This window comes from Arthrobacter sp. Y3221114 (genome assembly GCF_059092625.1).
This window is the reverse complement of the sequence record NZ_JBNHHW010000001.1, coordinates 324,364-343,368: the sequence shown is the minus strand read 5'-3', so window position 1 is coordinate 343,368 and position 19,005 is coordinate 324,364. Positions and strand designations below refer to the sequence as shown.

Sequence of the window (19,005 nt, the reverse complement as noted above, 5' to 3'; positions counted from 1 at the left end):
TATACTTTTGAGCATGCCGATCACGCAGTTGCACCGTGGAATCTACGCCCAGCAATCCGCCGTCGAGCAGTGCGGGGGCGACCTGTGAGCGGCGGTCTCGTAGCCCTGCTGGACGACGTCGCAGCCTTGGCGCGCATAGCGGCCGCCTCGGTGGATGACGTCGCAGCCGGGGCCGCCAAGGCAGGGGCCAAGGCCGCCGGCGTCGTGATCGACGACGCCGCCGTCACCCCGCAGTACGTGTCCGGGGCAGACCCGTCCCGCGAACTGCCGATGATCAAGCGGATCTTCTGGGGCTCGCTCCGGAACAAGCTTTTGATCATCCTGCCGGCGCTGCTGCTCATCAGCGCCTTCATCCCGGGCGTGATTCCGTTCATCCTCATGCTGGGCGGCACCTACCTCTGCTACGAGGGTGCCGAGAAGGTCTGGCACAAGCTCCGCGGACACCACGCGGCAGACAAGGCGCCGGCGGTCGAACGAGGACCGGAGGCTGAGGCCAAGGTCACCAAGGGCGCCATCACCACCGACTTCATCCTGTCCTGCGAGATCATGGTGATCTCGATGAACGAGGTGGCCGACGAGTCCCTGTGGGTCCGGGCGCTCATCCTGGTCGTCGTGGCGGTTGCGATCACGGTGCTCGTGTACGGCGCCGTCGGGCTCATCGTCAAGATGGACGACATCGGCCTGCACCTGACCACCAAGGACTCCGCGGGCTCGCAGCGCTTCGGCGCGCTGCTCGTCAAGGGCATGCCCGCCGTGCTGGCCGCGATCACCCTCGTCGGCACGATCGCCATGCTCTGGGTCGGTGGCCACATCATGCTCCAGGGGGCATACGACCTCGGCTGGCACGCTCCCTACGACCTGGTCCACGTCCTCGAGGCCCCGTTCGTTGGGATCCCGGTAGTCGGCGGCTTCCTGGCTTGGCTCGTGAACACCCTGTGCTCGGCCGTCCTCGGACTCGCCTGGGGCCTCGTCGTCATGGCTATCGTGCACCCGCTGCTAAAAGTGCTGCCGTTCGGCAAGAAGAAGGGCGGGCACAAAGAAGGCGACGTCCGCGCCGCCATCGCGGGCTATCGCCCGCCGGGACGCGACGCCGATCCCACCTCTTAGTCTCTGCGCGCCGGGTAGAGGACTTCCCCACCGAATCCCAGCCTTGGCCCCGCATAGCGGCTCTTTCAAAAGCGGTCCCACTCTTGAGGAGCGGGACCGCTTTCGCATTCAGCCATCCAGACGCTCAACAGTAAGCGGATCGCACGTGACCAGTTCAGCGTCCATCGGGCAACTTCGACCTGAGTTCTTCTGCCTGGGCAGTAATGGCCCGCCGCTGGTCTCGGGTGAATCTTCTGGCCTGCATGTTCAGGACCGCGTGGCTGCGGGCTTGGCCCACGCCCAAAAGCTGGCCCACGCGACGGGTTGCTTCGTCCATGTCCTCTGAATCCTCAATCACCTGAAAGACCTCGTCGCGTCGATCCATTGCCTCCAGCAGCGCCTCGAGGATCATCAACTGTTCGCTCGTCTGCTCCTCCTCATTCATGCGGCGATTCTCCCACGCCGGGAAAAACCGCACGCTGCGCTCCGTCCGGGGCTATCCTCTCTGCCATGGGACCACCGTGGGATCCTGGGCTGCCGGGAGTGCTGCGGCTGCCGTCGGGGCGACTGGTGCGAGGCCGCGCCCTGCGTGTTCCGCTGCCACCGGGGCCCGCGCCGGAATTTGCCCTGTACTTGAAGCACCGGCCGCCGGCGTCCACCCTGTGGGAGCAACGGTGGGTACACTGGCGCGATCTCCGGCTGCCGGAAGACCTCTCCGATACCGAGACGGCATTTCGCGAAGCGTGGCTGCGCGCCGGGGACGAACGGGTGGAGGTTGCCTGCTACGGAGGCCGGGGGCGAACCGGCACGGCCTTGGCCTGCATCGCGATCCTGGACGGCATTCCGCCTGCCGAGGCCGTCCGCTATATCCGGGAGCACTACCGCCCCGGCGCCGTCGAAACCCCGTGGCAGCGACGCTTCGTGCGCCGGTTCCCCTCACGGCCCTAGCGCAGGCTGCGCGGGCTGCGCCTCTTATGCCACGACGCTGCGGTAGACGCCCAAGGTCTTCTCGGCGATGGAGTCCCAGGAGAAGTGCTCCTCGGCGCGCCGGCGGCCCGCCTCGCCCTGGCGCCGGGCCGCGGCAGGGTCATCCAGCGTCTTGTTGAGCGCGGCGGCGAAATCGCGGACGAACTGTTCCTCATCCAAGGGGGTTCCTGTGCCGTCGGTCGCCTGCGCCAAGGGCACCAGCGTGCCCGTGACGCCGTCGTCGACGACCTCCGGGATGCCACCGGTGGCGCTTGCCACAACCGGGGCGCCGCAGGCCATGGCCTCAAGGTTCACGATGCCCAGCGGTTCGTAGATCGACGGGCACGCGAAGACGGTTGCATGGCTGAGCACCTGGATCAATTCGGCCCGCGGGAGCATCCGCTCGATCACCACGACGCCGTCGCGGGTCCCGCGCAGCCCGGCCACGAGGGCATTCACCGCGGCTGCCAGTTCCGGTGTGTCGGCAGCGCCGGCACACAGCACCAGCTGTACTTCCGGCGGCAGCAACGCCGCTGCGCGCAGCAGGTACGGCACACCCTTCTGCCGGGTTATCCGCCCCACGAAGACCACGCTGGGGCGGTCCGGGTCGATCCCCAAGGCGCGCACCGCGTCGTCGCCCAGATCCGGTTTCCATTCCTGCACGTCCACGCCGTTGTGGACCACGTGCACCCGGTCCGGATCCACGTCGGGGTAGCTGCGCAGAATGTCCCTGCGCATCCCGGCTGACACGGCAACGACGGCGGCGGCCGCCTCATAGGCGGTGCGCTCTGCCCAGGAGGAGAGCCGGTAGCCCCCGCCCAGCTGCTCGGCCTTCCACGGCCGCAACGGCTCCAGCGAATGCGCGCTGAGCACGTGCGGCACATCGTGGAGCAGCGACCCCAAATGGCCGGCCATGTTCGCGTACCAGGTATGGGAATGGATGAGGTCCGCTCCGGCGAAGCCATCGAGCATCTCAAGGTCGACGCCCAGGGTCTGCACCGCGGCATTGGCTTCCCGCAGTCCGGCCGGAACCCCGTAGGTGCGCACCGTAGCGCCATGGAAGTCCGACGGCCGCCCGGCCCCGAAGGCATGCACATGCAGATCCACCCGGCCGGCCAGCACCCGGCTGAGCTCGGCCACGTGGACGCCGGCCCCGCCGTAGATCTCAGGCGGGAATTCTTTTGTCACAATGTCTACACGCACGACACCTAACGTAGTGCACGCCCGACCCTTCCTCTACTGTGTGTGGACAAGGGGGACGTCATATGTCGGTCCGGCAATGGACCGCGGATGCGATTGGATAGACAATGCCACAGAAGAAGGTCCTGGCCGTTGTACTCGCCGGCGGCGAGGGAAAGCGCCTGATGCCGCTCACCGCCGACCGGGCCAAGCCGGCCGTGCCGTTTGCCGGCAGCTACCGGCTGATCGATTTCGCGTTGTCGAATCTGGTTAACTCCGGGTACCGGGAGATCGTGGTGCTGACGCAGTACAAATCGCACAGCCTGGACCGGCACATTTCCGAAACCTGGCGCATGGCCTCGCAGTTGGGCAATTATGTGGCTTCGGTACCGGCGCAGCAACGGCGCGGCAAGAGCTGGTTCCTGGGCAGCGCCAATGCCATCTACCAGTCCCTGAACCTGATCCACGACGCCCGGCCGGACATCGTGGTGGTGGTCGGCGCGGACCACGTCTACCGGATGGACTTCTCCCAGATGGTGGAGGAGCACATAGCGTCCGGCGCGGTAGCCAGTGTGGCCGCGGTGCGCCAGCCGCTCGCGCTGGCCAATCAGTTCGGCGTGATCGAGTCCGAACCCGATGCCCCCACCAAAATCCGCGCCTTCGTGGAGAAGCCGGCGACGACTCCCGGCCTGGCGGATGACCCGCACAGTTTCCTGGCGTCCATGGGAAACTACGTCTTCAACACGGACGCCCTGCTGCAGGCGCTGGAAGCCGACGCCGAGCGGCTGGACACCAACCACGACATGGGCGGCGACATCATCCCCTACTTCGTGGAACGCGGCGAAGCGGCCGTCTACGATTTCACCGCGAACGACATTCCCGGCTCCACCGGGGCGGACCAGCAGTATTGGCGCGACGTGGGCACACTGGATTCCTACTACGAAGCCCACATGGACCTGATCAGCCCGCTGCCGGCCTTCAACCTCTACAACCTGCGGTGGCCGATCTACACGCGCCAGTCGGTGTCTCCCCCGGCTAAGCTGGTCCGCGGAGTCAGCGGCACCGCCGGCACGGCGCACGATTCCCTCCTGTCCCAGGGCGTGGTGGTTTCAGGGGCAGAAGTCACCGAGTCCGTGCTCTCCTCCGACGTCTTCGTCGCCGAAGGCGCCCAGATCCACGGAAGCGTGCTGTTGGACAAGGTAACGGTGGGCGAAGGAGCCGTAGTCCGGAAGGCGATAGTGGACAAGAATGTCCGCATTCCCGCCGGGGCCACCATCGGCGTCGACCCGGAACTGGACCGCGCGCGGGGCTTCACGGTAACCGAGTCCGGGCTGACCGTCCTGAGCAAGGACCAGAACGTCCTCCTCGACCCCACGGCGAGCGCCCAGCACAAGGCAGCCTCTTTGTAGCAGCGCACACAAGGCGAGCGCTTTGTAGCACCCTACTCGCGCTCTCTCCTGAGGCCACGGTACCGACTGAGCCCGATCGGTGAACCGCAGGCGGTACGGTAGCGAAGTGCCTCACCCTCAGTCACCGGAGCCCCGCCCTACCCGGCACGGACAGCACCAGGAGCAGCACGGTCCCGGAACGCGCGCGACGCCCTGGCTGCGTCGAGTCGGACCGGGGCTGCTCTTTGCGGCGGCCGCGGTTGTTGCCGCCCACGGCCTGCACTGGCTGGCGCCGGCTGTCCCGGTGATGAGTTTCGCCGTCGTCCTGGGCATCCTCGCGGCGAACCTGCCGCCCACTGCATCGTGGTCGGGTGGGGCGGCGCATCCCGGATTGGCTTTCTGCGGCCGGACGTTGATGCGGGCCGGGATTGTGCTGCTGGGTGCCCGGCTGGCGCTCTCGGACCTCGCCGAGCTGGGCTGGTTCGCGCTGGTGCTGGTGGTTCTGGTGCTGCTGCTGGCGTTCGGCGGAACCTATCTGCTGGCGCGCTGGCACCGTTTGCCCGGCGACCAGCCCGTGCTGCTGGCCGCCGGATTCTCCATTTGCGGGGCCTCGGCCATCGGTGCCGTTGCCGCAGCCCGGGGCAGCCGGAGCCAGGACACGCTGATGCCCGTCGCCCTGGTGACGCTGTGCGGCACCCTGGCCATCGGCGTCCTGCCGGCCGTCATGGCTGTCACCGGCATGACCCCGGAAGTGTTCGGCTTCTGGACCGGGGCCTCCGTGCACGACGTCGGACAGGTGGTCGCCACCGCCCAGAGCGCGGGCACAGCGGCCCTGACCATCGCCGTCGTCGTCAAGCTCGCGCGCGTGGTGATGCTGGCACCCGTCACGGCCGCGGCGGCCTTGCACAGCCGGCGGGCGGCGAAGGCGAGAGCCGTCCACGCGGACCGGACCGGCGCGCTAGGCAAGCAGCCGCCGGTGGTGCCGCTCTTCGTCCTCGGTTTCCTTGCCCTCCTCTTGCTGCGCAGCACGGGATGGCTGCCGCAGCCGGTTCTGGACGGCTTGGCGTTCGTGCAGGAGCTCCTGCTGGCCGCGGCCTTGTTCGGGCTGGGCTCGGCCGTCCGCCTGCGGGAACTGCTCCGCTCCTCGCTGCCGGCCATCTCCACGGCCTTGCTCTCCTGGCTGCTGATCGCCGGACTGGGGATCGGTGCGGCCTGGCTGGCGATGGGCGGACGCTGAAGGTGCCGCGACGGGACCCGCGCATGGTTAAATGGGCCGGGTGACGAACCAGAACCTCGGCCGCGACGAAGCGGCCGCACGGTCAAGCATCCTGCAGGTGGACAGCTATGAGGTCTCGCTGGACCTGCGCAACGCCGAGGATCCCGACGCGCCGGGTTTCGTCTCCAGTACCGTCGTCACGTTCAGCTGCAGCGAACCTGGCGCCACGGTGTTTGCCGACTTCATCCACGGCGGTGTCCACTCCGTCACGCTCAACGGCCGGCACCTGGACCTGGACGACGTGGTGGACGGTTCCCGGATCACGCTGGCCGGCCTCGAGGCCGAGAACCAGGCCACGATCACGGGCACCGCGCTGTACAGCAGCAGCGGCGAAGGGCTCCACCGGTTCGTGGATCCGGTGGACGCCAGAACGTACCTCTACACCCAGTACGAACCGGCCGACGCGCGCCGGGTGTTCGCCAACTTCGAGCAGCCGGACCTGAAGGCGAGCTTCAGCTTCCATGTTGCCGCCCCCGACCACTGGCTGGTGGCCTCGAACGCCGCGGTGGCCGTGACCGAGCCGATGGGCTCCACGCCCGGCCACTCCGTCCGCCGTTTCGAGCCGACGCCGCGCATCTCCACCTACATCACCACCGTCCTGGCCGGACCCTACCACGCGGCCACGGACACCTGGGAGGGCATCCTGCCCGACGGCGGACAACTGAGTGTGCCGCTCGGCGCCTACTGCCGGGCCTCGCTCGCGGACTCCTTCGATCCGGAGCACATCTTCGCCGTCACCAAGGCCGGCCTGGATTTCTTCCACGATCTCTTCGACTACCCCTACCCGTTCGGCAAGTACGAGCAGGCGTTCGTGCCCGAATACAACCTTGGCGCCATGGAGAACCCCGGTCTGGTCACCTTCACCGAGGCCTACGTGTTCTCCTCCCGGGCCACCGACGCGCAGTACCAGGCCCGCGCCAACACCATCCTGCACGAGATGGCGCACATGTGGTTCGGCGACCTGGTCACCATGAAGTGGTGGGACGACCTCTGGCTGAAGGAATCGTTCGCCGACTACATGGGGTCCCTGGCTTCCGCGGAGGCCACGCAATGGACCAACGCCTGGATCACCTTCGCCAACCGGCGCAAGGGCTGGGCTTACGTCCAGGACCAACTGCCCACCACCCACCCCATCGTCGCCGACATCCCGGACCTGGAAGCCGCCAAGCAGAACTTCGACGGCATCACCTATGCCAAGGGGGCCTCGGTGCTCAAACAGCTGGTAGCCTATGCCGGCTTCGACTCCTTCGTCGGCGCCTCCCGCCGGTACTTCCGCGAACATGCCTACGGCAATACGTCGCTGGCCGATTTCCTCACCGCCCTCAGCGGGCTTCCGGCCGGGACATGGAGCGGTGGGCGCGGCAGTGGCTGCAGACCGCCGGCATCTCCACCCTGGGCGTGGACCTCGAGTACGACGGCGGTGCGATCGCCTCCGCGGCCATCGTCCAGGAAGCGGTCGATCCGGTGACGCACGAGCCGTCCTTCCGGCCGCACCGGTTGCGGCTGGGTTTGTACAACCCGGACGACTCCGGCCGGCTGGTCCGAACGGACCAGCTGGAGCTGGATGTGGCAGGCCCGCGGACCGAGCTTCCGGCGCTGGCGGGCCGGGACGTTCCCGCCCTGCTGCTGCTCAACGATGAGGACTTGAGCTATGCCAAGGTCGTCTTCGACACCCGCTCTCTGGAAACGGTGCTTTCCTCTCTGGACAAGGTCACCGATCCGCTGGCCCGCGCCCTGTGCTGGTCAACCCTCTGGGACATGGCCCGCGACGGGCGCCTCCCCGCCGCCGACTATGTGGAGGCTGTGCAGCGCTTCGCGCCGGCAGAAACCGAGAACAGCGTGTTGCAGGTGGTTCTGGACTGCGCCAAGACCGCGATGGACCGCTACGCGCCGGCGGCCATCCGGGCAGGCCTCCGGACAGACTTTTTGGCTGCCGCCCGCCGCCAGGTGGAAGCTGCGGGGCCGGGCAGCGACCGGCAGCTGACCTGGGCACGGTCGCTGGCAGCGGTCGCACGCGCCGCTGACGCCCAGGCGCCGTTCCTGCGCGGCCTGCTGGACAAGACCACTGTGTTGGAAGGGCTCAAGCTGGACACGGATCTGCGCTGGCGCTTCTGGCAGGCGCTGGCGGCCACCGGCCACGCTTCGGCGGCGGAACTGGATGCGGCCCTGGAATCCGACCGCAATGCCGCTGCGCGTGCTGGCCACCTGGCGGCCATGACGGCCCGGCCCGTTCCGGAGGTGAAGGCCCAGGCCTGGCACACCGCGGTGCATACCGATTCGCTGTCCAACGAGCTGCTGGACGCCACCATCGATGGATTCTGCCAGGGCCCACGTGAACTTCACGCCGGGTACGCGGAACCGTACTTTGAGGAACTCGATCGGATCTGGTCGGTGAAGAGCATCGAGATAGCGGGCAGGCTGGTCCGGGGGCTCTACCCCATCGCGCAGGATCTGGTCTCCGGACAGGCACCTGCGGAACACCCCGTCGTCGTACGCACCGATGCCTGGCTGGCCAACCACGCCGAGGCGCCGGCGGCGCTGCGCCGCATCGTGATTGAACAGCGCGACCATCTGCTGCGGGCACTCCGCGCGCAGCAGGCCGGCGCCCGCGGATAAGCGGATACGGGCGCCCGAGCGGAAGACGGCGGACGAGCGGCTGAGGGCGCATCGGCGAACGTTGGCGGACCGATAGCCGCTGGACAGTTCCCTGCGCCGCCGCCTTGGAATAGGCTGTCGTCTTCCAAGGCCCCGGACCGCCCCGGACGTTCGGGCTTAAGGCGCAGGAGGATTCGTGCCCAGGCTGCGAGTGCACAATTTTTCCGTCTCGCTCGACGGCTATGCAGCCGGCCCGCGCCAGCGCGCGGAGGACCCGTTGGGAGTCGGCGGTGAACAGTTGCATGAGTGGGTGTTCCGCACCGCTGCCGGCAAGCGCATGGGCGGCGAAGGCGGCGGCTCCACCGGGGTGGACAACGACTTCGTCGAGGCCGGGCAGGAGGGCATCGGGGCCACCATCATGGGCCGGAACATGTTCGGACCGGTCCGCGGCGAGTGGCCCTCCGTGGAGTGGAGGGGCTGGTGGGGCGAAGACCCGCCGTTCCATCATCCGGTCTTCGTGCTGACGAACTACCCGCGGCCGCCCATCACCATGGCCGGCGGGACCGTCTTCCACTTTGTCGACGACGGGATCGAGTCCGCCCTGCGGCAGGCCATCGATGCCGCCGCCGGGCAGGACGTCCGGCTCGGCGGCGGCGCATCCGCCGTCCGGCAATACCTGCGAGCGCGGCTCGTGGACGAACTGCACCTGGCCATCGTGCCCGTCTTGCTGGGCTCCGGCGAGCGCGTGTTCGACAACCTGGACGCCGCCGCTCTCGGCTACGAATGCGTCGAATTCGCCGCCTCGCCCGCCGCGGCACACGCCCGTCTGGTCAGGAGCACGGACCGGTAGCCGGCCCGCGGCTCCCGCCGCTCACCCTACGGCACGCGGTACAGCCACTCTTCCGTGCCGAACTTGGTGTCCACGAGTTCCCGGGCCATGGCCAGCTCTTCCTCGGAGAATACGCTGTCCTCGGCGGCATAGCGGTCCTTGAAGGTCCGGATCATCACGTCGATGATTTCCTCGCGGGTCAGGCCGGTCTGCCGGCGCAGCGGATCCACCCGCTTCTTGGCGCTGAAAATGCCCTTGTCGGAGATCTTTTCCTTGCCGATCCGAAGGACGTCGGTCATCTTGTCCGCGTCGATGTCGTAGGACATGGTCACGTGGTGCAGCATTCCGCCATTGGCCAACCGCTTCTGCGCCGCGCCGCCGATCTTGCCCTCCGGCGTGGCGATATCGTTGAGCGGCTGGTAGAACGCCTTGATGCCGACCTTCTCCAGCGACGCCATGACCCAGGCGTCGAGGTACGCGTAGGACGCCTCGAAGCTCTGTCCGTCCACCAGCGTCTGCGGCAGGTACAGCGAGTAGGTGATCGCGTTACCGCGTTCCATGAACATTGCGCCGCCGCCGCTGATCCGGCGTACCACGGTGATGCCGTGGCGCTCCACCCCCTCCGGGTCCACTTCGTTGCGGACCGACTGGAAGCTGCCGATCACCACCGACGGCGCCTCCCATTCCCAGAACCTCAGCGTCGGCGGGCGCTTCCCGGCCCCCACCTGGCGGGTCAGGACCTCGTCCATCGCGACATGCAGGTGCGTCGGCAGCGGGGTGGGCGGAATAACCTGCCATTGATGGTCAAGCCAACCGGTGGCCTTGTTGAGCGCGCGACGCACGGCCACGGCAACCGCATCGGCCGAGAAGCCAAACATTTGCGCGTCCGGCCGCAACGCAGCATTAATCGCGCTGGCATAGTGTCCGTGGGTGCTTTCGATGCTCATCCCGTCAAGCGCGGCATTGATGTCCGCCAGTGCTTCATCCGGTTCCAGAAAGAAATCACCGCTGACCGACGGCCGCGTGATCTGTCCGTCCGCCACATCGAAGCCCACGACAACGAGCTTGCCGCCCTGGACCTTGTACTCTCCGTGGCGGTGGTCGGTCATGTGCGCTCCTTCTGCTTTCCGGCGGACGGGTACAGGCCGCCACGCGGTGCGGCCGAAGATTTTCCCAGTCTAATCAAGGCCTGCGGGCAGCCCGTCCAGCGCGGGACTCAGGTTCCTCCCAGCTCTTGCCGGGGATGCGCCCAGAACCCGTGCGTAGTGTCATAGACACCTCATCACGGTGCGAGTGAAAGAGGGGCCGGACGTGCCCGGTCCAAGCGCCGGCAGGTATGGAGTAACTCCCCCAACCTCTCCATACCTGCCGGCGCTTTTTCATGCCTTCTTCTCGTCTCCCGTGTCGGCAAGTTTCAGCCCGATCACGCAAGCGATAATCCCGGCAACGAACAACAGTTTGAGCACGCTCGCAGGTTCTCCGCCGAACACCATGGCGTAGCCGACGGTCAACGCCGCCCCCGCGCCGGTCCACACCGCATACGCTGTGCCAATGGGGATGCCGCGCATGGCATAGCCCAGGCCCACCATGCTCAGGGTCAGGGCCACGAAGAACACCACGGCGGGCACCGTGCGGCTCAGTCCGTCCGACATCCCCAGCGCTGTTGCCCACACAGCTTCCAGGACGGCGCTGATCAACAAGACAGTCCAATGCATGCCAGCCCCCTTAGCCGATCGCCTTGAGGCCGACAACGCAGCCGATGATGCCCAGCAGCAGGAGGACGCGTATCAGCGTCGCTTTCTCGGCGCCGGTGACCATGGCAACGGCCGCGGTCAGCACCGCACCGATGCCGACCCAGACCGCATAGGCGGTCCCTACCGGTATGGCAGTCATGGCGTAGGCCAGGCCGGCCATGCTCAAGGCCATGGATACTACGAAAATGATGGTGGGCCAGAACCGGCGGAAATTCCTCGATGCGCCCAGGGCCGTGGCCCAGACTGCTTCCAGGACGCCGGACAGAGCAAGTATCAGCCATTCCATGTGTGATTCCTTTGGCCAGTCTTGTCGCACACCGGGTACTGAACCGTCGTCCGGAGACCCAAGGAACAGGTCTTGGACTAGAAAATAGCAAAGTACGACGCCGGTGCGCAGCTTTGGTGGCCAACCTCACCAGCCCCTTGGTCAGGCCTTCGTCGTTGATGGCCCTCCCGGTTGTTGGAGCTTCCCTGCGCACCAATCCCCTATAGGCATCGAACCTGGGGAGCCGTGTTGCTACCGTCGTGCGCAAGACGGTGCAACGGCGCGAGAACGTGGGCGTCGCGGTCGAAGACCTGGCGGCCGCGAAGGGCTTTCGAAAAACCCAGTCACCCTGAAGGACGAGGAGGCAACCGGTGAACGAAGAGATCTACCAGGGCAACCCCGAGCCGCCGATTGCCGGCGACGAGACCGCCACCCTGCTGGGCTTTCTGGAGCGGCAGCGCGCTACCTTTGCCTGGAAGACCGGTGGGCTGGACGCGGCCGGCCTGCAACAGAAGCTCAACCCCTCAGCAATGACGCTGGGCGGCATGCTCAAGCACCTGGCCCGCTTCGAGGACGACATGTCCACCGAGTGGCTGCATGGCCGTGCCCGACTCCCGCCATGGAACGCCGTCGACTGGGACACCGACCACGACTGGGACTGGCGCTCCGCCCACGAGGACTTCCCCGAGCAGCTCTATGAACAGTGGCGCGACGCCGTGACCCGCTCCCGTGCCTTGTTCGCCGAGGCCCTGAGGGACGGCGGTCCGGGACGGCGGAGCACAGTCGTCTCCAACCCCGACGTTGAGCTACCGAATCTGCGCTACATCCTGCTCAACATGATCGAGGAGTACGCCCGCCATAACGGCCACGCCGATCTCATCCGTGAGTCGGTGGACGGGCTCGTCGGCCAGGACCCGCCGGGTTAAGAACGTCCTGCAGTGCCCAGCGGGAGATCCTGCGCGGCATGGGGCTACCCGGCGCGCCGTTTCGCCAGGCGCCACACAGCCCGAAGGGCCGATATCAGGGCAACCACGAAGCCGAGGGCGCCTAGCCCGAGGAAAGTGAGAACGAAACCGATCCTGACAGGGGAAGGAGGCAGTCCTTGGTCGGCCTCGCTGATTCCCCCGAAACCGATCCAGGTAAACAAGGCCAAAACCAGGCCAAGGAACATCATAGAGATGCCGGATGCGACGCCTGCCGCAACGGGGATTTCTTTCATGAATACTACTGGCCCCTTTCACTGCGCTGACGTTGCATGCTGTGGAGTCCCTAGACATCAAACGGCGGCCCTTCCTCGAACTATCGAATGATATCCCCTGTCGGGATAACCTGATCAGAAAAGCCTTGACGCTAAAGGCCGAAACTGGAAGAAGGGAATGCGGAGAACATTGAAGATCGCGGTTGCCTCAGTGATCGGCATAATCCTGGTCATCGCTGCGTTGTTCTTCTTTGGACGCCCCCAGTCGGGAGGAAACGCCATCGAGGGTTTGTCGCTGATCGCCGTCGGGGTATTTGTAGCCAGGCTTGCATGGGGCGGTAAAAAGAGCATCTCCCAACCGATGACGGAACCCGGAGAGGCCCTCAACGATCTATACCTAGGCGCCACCTACACAGGCCCCAGACTCGTCGCCCCTCCTCAGGGAAAGCATGCAGAGTTGGTCATCGATGATGATGAGCGACTGGAGTTCCTCGAGGCCCTCAAGGAGGCAGACGCACGCTCACACCGCAACGCCTCTGACGAACGGCACCGCCCCTAAATTCCAACCTTCGATCCTCCACATCATATTATTCCCGGGACGCGCCCTGCCCTGTTCTCGGATTATTTGCCCCTTCATTCCCCTTGGGCGCCGTTAGCTGATTGGCTTTTGTCGGAAGGATCTGCGTTCATTGAATCGAAGTTCGCACCATGCTGATCCAGCATGAAAGGAAGGCGGACACGAAGGCCCGCAGCACAGGGGCAGGCCTTTTGTATGGCAGGATAATTCGCAGGCAATCGCACTGAATCCGTGCGGGGCTGTTGCCGGTACATTTGGGGGAAAACTTGCGCAAAAATCCGGGCCGAATGATGGCCGCCATCGCTACCGCCGGAGCCCTGCTGCTTGGTGGGTTCACGGCCGCAGCCCCGGCTCAGGCCCTCGGCCCGAAGGCCACGGGGCCGAGCGCCTCCTCGGTGCTGAACACCCTGCCGGTCAAGGGGAAGGCCGCCAAGACCGGCTATTCCCGCGACAAGTTCGGCCCCTCGTGGAAGGACATCGATCGCAACGGCTGTGATACCCGGAACGACATCCTCAAGCGCGACCTCACCAAGGACAGGTTCAAGCTCGGCACCTATAACTGCGTCATGGTTTCCGGGAACCTGAAGGATCCCTACACCGGCAGGACCATCAGCTACGTCCGTGGCGGCAGCAAGGTCGACATCGACCACGTCGTGGCCCTTGGCCAGGCATGGGTGTCCGGTGCCCAGAAGCTCTCCACCGCCCAGCGCACCGCCCTGGCCAACGACCCGCTGAACCTGCTGGCCGTGGATGCCTCCGCGAATCGGGCCAAGGGCGACCGCGAGGCCAGCGCGTGGCTGCCCAAGAACAAGTCCTTCCGTTGTCCCCTCGTTGCCACCCAAATCGCGGTCAAAAAGAAGTACGCCCTGTCGGTCACTCCCGCCGAGAAGGCCGCCATGAGGAAGGTTCTCACCTCCTGCCCTGGCCAGAAGACCGTGAAGGTCGCCGCCCTCAAGCCCGCCGGCAAGGCAACGCCGACGAAGGCCGCCAAGTCCTCCACGGCGTTAAAGGTCTCCCCCGGTGCTTTCTGCGCCTCGTCCGTGAAGGGCAAGAAGGGCATCAGCAAGACCAATGGCAAGACCTACACCTGCAAGGCGTCCTCCACGGACAGCCGCCTCCGCTGGCGGGCCTGATTCGGGGTTCAGGAGGAAAGGAAGCGCACCACTCGTGCGGGTGAACCCACAACAATGGAATTTTCGGGCACGTCCTTCGTAACTACGGAGGCAGCCGCCACGACAGCATTTTCGCCAATGGTCACGCCGGGCAGAATGGTGGCGTTCGATCCGATCCAGACATTGCGGGCGATGACGATGGGAGCCGGGTGCATGTCCGCGCGGCGGCTCGGCGCAAGGTCGTGGTTGAGTGTGGCCATCACGGAGTTGTGCCCGATGAGGCAGTCGTCCCCAATCACCACGCCGCCTTGGTCCTGAAATTTGCACCCTGAGTTGATGAAAATCCTCTTCCCGAGTGTGATGCTCTTCCCGAAGTCGGCGTAGAAGGGCGGGAAAACCGTCACGGATTCGTCAACCGGCTTGCCGGTCAGCTGAGCCAACAGCTCGCTCCCCCGCGCGGGTTCCGGATAGGCGCCGTTGTCAAGCTCGCCGGTAATGCGCAGGGCATCCTGGCTGACCCGGTGCATGCCCCCATGCAACGGCGAGTTCCCCGTGATGATCCGCAGTGGTGATGACTGGATCCGACTGTGCCGCGCCTTCCCGCTGGACGTTACCGCCTCCCGTCGGCACGACTGGTACCGCACCACCGGACGGGCCGGCCGTTGGGTGATTCCCGACTGGGAACGAGTCGCCCACGAATGGGATGCCATCCATCTAACTGTTGTGGCATACCTTAACAACGCTGCGCGAGCACTCAAGATCGATTCAGACGCGGCAAGCGTCATCGCTGGCTGGAACCCGGATACTACGATCTGGTTGACCGACGTCGCACGCGAATGGGAAGGGCCGCGGCAGGTCTGGCGTCGCGCGCCGCAGGATGGCTGCTGGTCTCCGGCGTGACCGCAGACGGCGCTTCGATCCAGCTGGTGACAACACGGAAAGAGCTACGCCCCTGATGATCCTTGAGGTCGCAATCGACTTCTCAAGAGTGCGATTTCTTCTTGACTGAGCCCTGCTTTACGAAGATAAGACCGCGGATCAAATTTTTCCAACCAGGTAATGAGTTCCGTCCTTCGCTCCGCAATGCGTTCGGGGGTCAAAAGGAAACAAGCCACTCAATTCCTAAGCGTTGCGGCGGTAATCGCCCTGTTCATCGCCGTGGCCGGATGTGCGCAAACCACCGCGCAAGCCGCCGCCAAGGAGTCCCACCGCCGTCGTCATGGCACCGGTTCCAACAGCTGCATAACTTCATATCCTGCGCGCGCGAACTTCTCCTCCGCGGGGCTGGCGGAAGGACTCACCTCAAGCTGGCCGTCTTGGCGGCTGAACAGCGTGGACGTTTCGATAATCCCGTTCTCCACCCGCCGGCCCAGCGAAACGACGGGGCTGCCTGGGATGTGCACGGTCCACGCAAACAATCTGGCAGGAGTAGAGGGGGCACCCATCATGAACGTCCAGCACATCATCCGTACCGCCGTCCGATTCGCCGCCGGCCTCGCTGCCTGCTTCGCGCTCATCGGCGCAATGCACTTGCCTACTTCTGAGCCGTCGCGGGCCGCCCACGACGCCATCACCAAGATTTGCACCCTGCCGCTGCTGGCTGGGCAGAATACTTAGGCTTTGCAGCCAGCCAGGCGCCTCCTGCGCCAGGGTGGCGGATGCGATCGACGAATCGACCAGTCGATCGATCGACCGGAAGCAGCGGCGGGTGACTCAGCAGCCGCCGCTGGTGCAGTAGACGGTCCCGATGCCTAGGTTAACGGTATGATCACCGGGAGTCCCCATAAGTGGTGTAATACCCTGCCAGGTCCGTCCGTCGCGATCGACGGCGTACGCCTCAGCCCTGACATACAGGTCCCAATGTGCGGGATCCCTTAAGACAAAGCTGTCACAGCCAGAGCTGCCAGTGGCTCTTTCCTCCACGATCACCCAGCTGTCCACGCCATTGGCACTGACTTCTATGAACGTCGGCAGTTCCATGTAGGGCTGCCCATTGGGGAAATCGAAGCAGTACACTCCGGCACCTGCCGCGGTCGCGGCATCAGCACCACTGGAAACTCCGAGTGCAGCGAGAGCAGCTGCGGAGAAGGCCGCTGCGATATGGCGATACATCTGCGTTCCTTTGAATAGGTGGGCGTGATTCGCCCTAGTACTAACGATCAACGGCACCCTTTCGGATGCGGCCGGTCCGGAAGGGTGCCGGCCGATGCCTATTCGCCGACCAGACATACAAGCATGGGCAGCGTAGAGCTCAATTTAAAGACCCACCTCAGTGGCTCGGTGCGATGAAGGGATCGGGTGCGTTACTAGATTGGGAGTATGCCTGCCGCCGGCAGGTGATTCGCGCATTTCCAGACGCCTACGCTATGCGGCTGAGCGACCGGTGTGGCCCCATCCCGCATGTTCTTAAATCTTAGTCCGCACATAAGTTTCCGTCATTGTCTTTCTGGTGTTTGCGTGGGCAGCCTCCGCGACAGCCCTACTCAAAGAACCCTGCGACAGTGCATCGTCGGCGCGGTGTAGAAAACCCGCCCGGACGACCGCGCTTCAACCGACACTGCCGGAGCTCAAGTGACTGCCTTTAACAGGGACTATAAGAGATGACTCCACGTTTTCCCGTCGCGGATACCCATTATCGTCGCCCTAGTTACTCCGTACTCGCTGGCCAAACGAGCAACCGTTCCTCTCGTGCCGGGCAGTTGGGCCCTTATCGCCCGTACTTGAACTGAGGTCAGCTTGGCGTTGAAGTGCTCCCCCGTGGCAGCCAACGTCTTTCCGTGCCTGCGGGTGTCCGCTGCGTTCTCAGTAGGCGTTACCCAGCGAAGATTCTCGGGGTGTTGTTCTGCGGGTTCCCATCGATATGGCCAACCCACATGCCCTCCTCGCCCGGCCCATGCCAAGCCTCGCAAACCAACCGGTGCACGAGCTCCCTTCCCGCCACCCCAAGCCCGATTGAGAGGTGGCCCGTGCTCTGCGACCAGGGGCGCAGTATCGCTCCCCTCTGGCCGCGGACGCAGCCAAGAGAGCTGACCCAATAGCGTTCATGCGGTGTCGGCCGCCACTCCTCTCCATCTATCTCATCGCTCGGATGTACGACTTTCGAGATCTCCGCCTGTCGGCGCGCGTGGTAATCGGAGCGCTCGTAGCTTGCACGAATATCCAGAAGCAGCTGCGTCTTTTCCGAGTCCCGCGTGGGTTTCGTGCGGCAGCGGCCGTTGACGACGTCGGCGATATAGCCGTAGCTGCAACCAACTACGGCCGCGATTTGGGCGCGGCGCATTCCGTCTGCTTCCCTCCGACGTATCCATTCCACTACCTCATCGGGAAACCTCGGTCGGTGGTGCGCTTCGCCCCTCGGGCTCTTCACTCGGCCCTTGCGTTTTCGGTCATCAGCATTCTCTTGACGCGTCCCCAGGCGCAGGTGAGAGATTTCAACGCAAGCGGGGGTATCGCAGCTATGCATGACCTGCAAGCCTGGAGCCGGCACCTCGCCGGTCTCAAGTATCACGGCTGCCCGATGAGCCCCTATTAGCTTTCCGAACAGCTTGAATCCACCGTAGCCGTTGCGCCCAACCTTTCCGGCCGTCCAGATCAAGCAGCCATTGTCCATTCTCTGAGTCTGCGCATAGAACCGTTCACGATCCGTAGGCTTCGGCGACATGGCCATATTATGCGTGGTTGGTGTGACAGACAGCGGTGTGGTCACAAGATCCTCACCGCACCCGTGATTTGAGAATTGTCAAGTCATCTGATGTAATGCTTCATGTTGCGTCATTCTTCAGGTTTGGCTTCTACTCCAAACCAGCCCGGCTCTCGGGCGTGACCTGCTGAATAAGAGATAACAAGATAAAAAACAAACAGCTGAGGTAAGCAACGCCTCGGCTTTTTTTGTGCCCTCGCGCCCCTTGTTTTCGCTTATTAACCGGCCCTTCAGGGCGACCAGCAGGAGGTTATGCCCTCACGACCAGAGCAACCATTATCCGTAAAGCGGAGGCTGCGGCCGCCGCACGCCTCACTCCAGGCGACGGTGAGGCCGTATGAGCAGGCCCTCGACCGTTACGCATCCGGCCTGCGGCAAGAGCTGGTCCAATCGGAACAGTCACAGCCACTGCCCCGTCTGCCATCAAACGTTCGGAAACCACACCATCGCCGACGCGCACCGCGTCACCAGGAACGGCGAGCGCGTCTGCCTCGATCCGGCAGAGTTGACCATCAGCGGGTGCGCTCCTGCCCTGAAGGCGGGCGTCTGGGTCAGCGGCAGACCGAACCGGTACCGGCGGAATGCCGCCTAATCGTCTGACCGGACCATCGTTTCACCGCCGGATACCGGCTACCCCTCCAACTACTCGCGGACGTCATGCGTCCCAGCGGATTTGCCACTGCGGCCAGCAGGAAGGAACCCATTTTGACCCGACCGATAAATCGTTTTCGCGATGACTTCATCACCGCTCTGGCGGCGGCTGCCGCCGCCACCGAAGTGACCGAGGACCAACACGTTGTTCTCGACATCATGGCCAACAGCCTCCAGCTCTCAAGCGTCTCCCCGATGTCATGGCGGGACATCAATGCCGCCCTCGGACGCCCGCGTTCGGACAAGCGCGTGGTCAGCACCTTAGCTGAGCTGCGGGAACTGGGCTGGATCAGTGGCCGAAGGTGGGGTTACGACCTATTGGCAATTCCGACTGCAGCTAACGACGTGTCCGCGTGACCCACTTTGAGCCGTTGAACCTGGAGGAGCTAATGGCAATCGATGAACCAACATGGTTAGTGGAAGGACTAG

The 19,005-nt window shown here is 64.9% G+C and carries 19 protein-coding genes, 1 pseudogene and 1 riboswitch; of the genes and pseudogenes, 12 read left to right on the top strand and 8 right to left on the bottom strand.

Annotated elements, in window-relative coordinates:
* Window positions 1-84: 84 nt before the first annotated feature.
* Entirely contained in the window at window positions 85-1,107 is a 1,023-nt protein-coding gene (locus AC5RV3_RS01620) for a DUF808 domain-containing protein (RefSeq protein ID WP_494120659.1), read from the top strand.
* Window positions 1,108-1,261: 154 nt separating this feature from the next.
* Here the strand turns inward: AC5RV3_RS01620 and AC5RV3_RS01615 are convergent, their stop codons facing one another.
* Entirely contained in the window at window positions 1,262-1,531 is a 270-nt protein-coding gene (locus AC5RV3_RS01615; RefSeq protein ID WP_494120658.1) for a DNA gyrase subunit A, read from the bottom strand.
* A gap of 65 nt (window positions 1,532-1,596) precedes the next feature.
* Here AC5RV3_RS01615 and AC5RV3_RS01610 point away from each other — a divergent pair, with 65 nt between their 5' ends.
* The gene (locus AC5RV3_RS01610) at window positions 1,597-2,034 is read left to right on the top strand and encodes a protein-tyrosine phosphatase family protein (RefSeq protein ID WP_494120657.1); all 438 of its coding nucleotides are present in this window, start codon (window positions 1,597-1,599) and stop codon (window positions 2,032-2,034) included.
* A gap of 24 nt (window positions 2,035-2,058) precedes the next feature.
* Here AC5RV3_RS01610 and glgA read toward each other — a convergent pair whose 3' ends face one another.
* Window positions 2,059-3,255, bottom strand: coding sequence for a glycogen synthase (gene glgA / locus AC5RV3_RS01605; protein ID WP_494120656.1), 1,197 nt, complete (start codon window positions 3,253-3,255; stop codon window positions 2,059-2,061).
* A gap of 104 nt (window positions 3,256-3,359) precedes the next feature.
* Between glgA and glgC the strand changes: the two genes are divergently transcribed.
* The 4 genes and pseudogenes from glgC to AC5RV3_RS01585 all read left to right on the top strand — a co-directional run bounded on the left by glgC (window position 3,360) and on the right by AC5RV3_RS01585 (window position 9,340).
* Window positions 3,360-4,640: a glucose-1-phosphate adenylyltransferase gene (gene glgC, locus AC5RV3_RS01600; RefSeq protein WP_494120655.1), complete on the top strand. Its 1,281-nt coding sequence runs from the start codon at window positions 3,360-3,362 to the stop codon at window positions 4,638-4,640.
* 196 nt (window positions 4,641-4,836) lie between these two features.
* Window positions 4,837-5,856, top strand: a complete 1,020-nt coding sequence (locus AC5RV3_RS01595; RefSeq protein WP_494121005.1) for a YeiH family protein — start codon at window positions 4,837-4,839, stop codon at window positions 5,854-5,856.
* Between the two features lie 40 nt (window positions 5,857-5,896).
* Window positions 5,897-8,511: pseudogene (pepN, locus tag AC5RV3_RS01590) on the top strand (aminopeptidase N).
* A gap of 175 nt (window positions 8,512-8,686) precedes the next feature.
* Window positions 8,687-9,340 (top strand): dihydrofolate reductase family protein, encoded by a 654-nt coding sequence (locus AC5RV3_RS01585; protein ID WP_494120654.1) that lies wholly within the window; start codon window positions 8,687-8,689, stop codon window positions 9,338-9,340.
* Window positions 9,341-9,366: 26 nt separating this feature from the next.
* Here AC5RV3_RS01585 and lplAB read toward each other — a convergent pair whose 3' ends face one another.
* The 3 genes from lplAB to AC5RV3_RS01570 all read right to left on the bottom strand — a co-directional run bounded on the left by lplAB (window position 9,367) and on the right by AC5RV3_RS01570 (window position 11,359).
* Window positions 9,367-10,428 carry a lipoate-protein ligase LplAB gene (gene lplAB / locus AC5RV3_RS01580; protein ID WP_494120653.1) on the bottom strand — a complete coding sequence of 354 codons (1,062 nt, stop codon included), beginning with the start codon at window positions 10,426-10,428 and terminating at the stop codon, window positions 9,367-9,369.
* Between the two features lie 270 nt (window positions 10,429-10,698).
* Window positions 10,699-11,034 carry a DMT family transporter gene (locus tag AC5RV3_RS01575; RefSeq protein WP_494112716.1) on the bottom strand — a complete coding sequence of 112 codons (336 nt, stop codon included), beginning with the start codon at window positions 11,032-11,034 and terminating at the stop codon, window positions 10,699-10,701.
* Window positions 11,035-11,044: 10 nt separating this feature from the next.
* Complete coding sequence (locus tag AC5RV3_RS01570; RefSeq protein ID WP_494120652.1) at window positions 11,045-11,359, bottom strand: DMT family transporter; 315 nt, start codon at window positions 11,357-11,359, stop codon at window positions 11,045-11,047.
* A 10-nt stretch (window positions 11,360-11,369) separates the two neighbouring features.
* A riboswitch (guanidine-III (ykkC-III) riboswitch) is annotated at window positions 11,370-11,435 on the bottom strand.
* 274 nt (window positions 11,436-11,709) lie between these two features.
* On the opposite strand from AC5RV3_RS01570, the gene AC5RV3_RS01565 reads away from it, so the two are divergent.
* The 3 genes from AC5RV3_RS01565 to AC5RV3_RS01555 all read left to right on the top strand — a co-directional run bounded on the left by AC5RV3_RS01565 (window position 11,710) and on the right by AC5RV3_RS01555 (window position 14,246).
* On the top strand, window positions 11,710-12,264 hold the full coding sequence (locus AC5RV3_RS01565; RefSeq protein ID WP_494120651.1) for a mycothiol transferase: 555 nt from the start codon (window positions 11,710-11,712) through the stop codon (window positions 12,262-12,264).
* 462 nt (window positions 12,265-12,726) lie between these two features.
* The gene (locus AC5RV3_RS01560; RefSeq protein WP_494120650.1) at window positions 12,727-13,095 is read left to right on the top strand and encodes a hypothetical protein; all 369 of its coding nucleotides are present in this window, start codon (window positions 12,727-12,729) and stop codon (window positions 13,093-13,095) included.
* Window positions 13,096-13,403: 308 nt separating this feature from the next.
* Window positions 13,404-14,246, top strand: a complete 843-nt coding sequence (locus AC5RV3_RS01555; protein ID WP_494120649.1) for an HNH endonuclease family protein — start codon at window positions 13,404-13,406, stop codon at window positions 14,244-14,246.
* A gap of 8 nt (window positions 14,247-14,254) precedes the next feature.
* On the opposite strand, the gene AC5RV3_RS01550 is transcribed toward AC5RV3_RS01555, so the two are convergent.
* Window positions 14,255-14,752 carry a DapH/DapD/GlmU-related protein gene (locus tag AC5RV3_RS01550; RefSeq protein WP_494120648.1) on the bottom strand — a complete coding sequence of 166 codons (498 nt, stop codon included), beginning with the start codon at window positions 14,750-14,752 and terminating at the stop codon, window positions 14,255-14,257.
* A gap of 805 nt (window positions 14,753-15,557) precedes the next feature.
* Here AC5RV3_RS01550 and AC5RV3_RS01545 point away from each other — a divergent pair.
* A complete protein-coding gene (locus AC5RV3_RS01545) occupies window positions 15,558-15,842 on the top strand; it encodes a hypothetical protein (RefSeq protein ID WP_494120647.1) in 285 nt (94 codons plus the stop codon).
* A 96-nt stretch (window positions 15,843-15,938) separates the two neighbouring features.
* Here AC5RV3_RS01545 and AC5RV3_RS01540 read toward each other — a convergent pair whose 3' ends face one another.
* Window positions 15,939-16,337, bottom strand: coding sequence for a hypothetical protein (locus AC5RV3_RS01540; protein ID WP_494120646.1), 399 nt, complete (start codon window positions 16,335-16,337; stop codon window positions 15,939-15,941).
* A gap of 700 nt (window positions 16,338-17,037) precedes the next feature.
* Window positions 17,038-17,886 (bottom strand): HNH endonuclease, encoded by an 849-nt coding sequence (locus AC5RV3_RS01535; RefSeq protein WP_494120645.1) that lies wholly within the window; start codon window positions 17,884-17,886, stop codon window positions 17,038-17,040.
* A gap of 376 nt (window positions 17,887-18,262) precedes the next feature.
* Here AC5RV3_RS01535 and AC5RV3_RS01530 point away from each other — a divergent pair, with 376 nt between their 5' ends.
* Window positions 18,263-18,517, top strand: a complete 255-nt coding sequence (locus tag AC5RV3_RS01530; RefSeq protein WP_494120644.1) for an FDXHR family putative zinc-binding protein — start codon at window positions 18,263-18,265, stop codon at window positions 18,515-18,517.
* A gap of 113 nt (window positions 18,518-18,630) precedes the next feature.
* Window positions 18,631-18,933, top strand: a complete 303-nt coding sequence (locus AC5RV3_RS01525; RefSeq protein ID WP_494120643.1) for a hypothetical protein — start codon at window positions 18,631-18,633, stop codon at window positions 18,931-18,933.
* The last annotated feature ends 72 nt before the right edge of the window (window positions 18,934-19,005 follow it).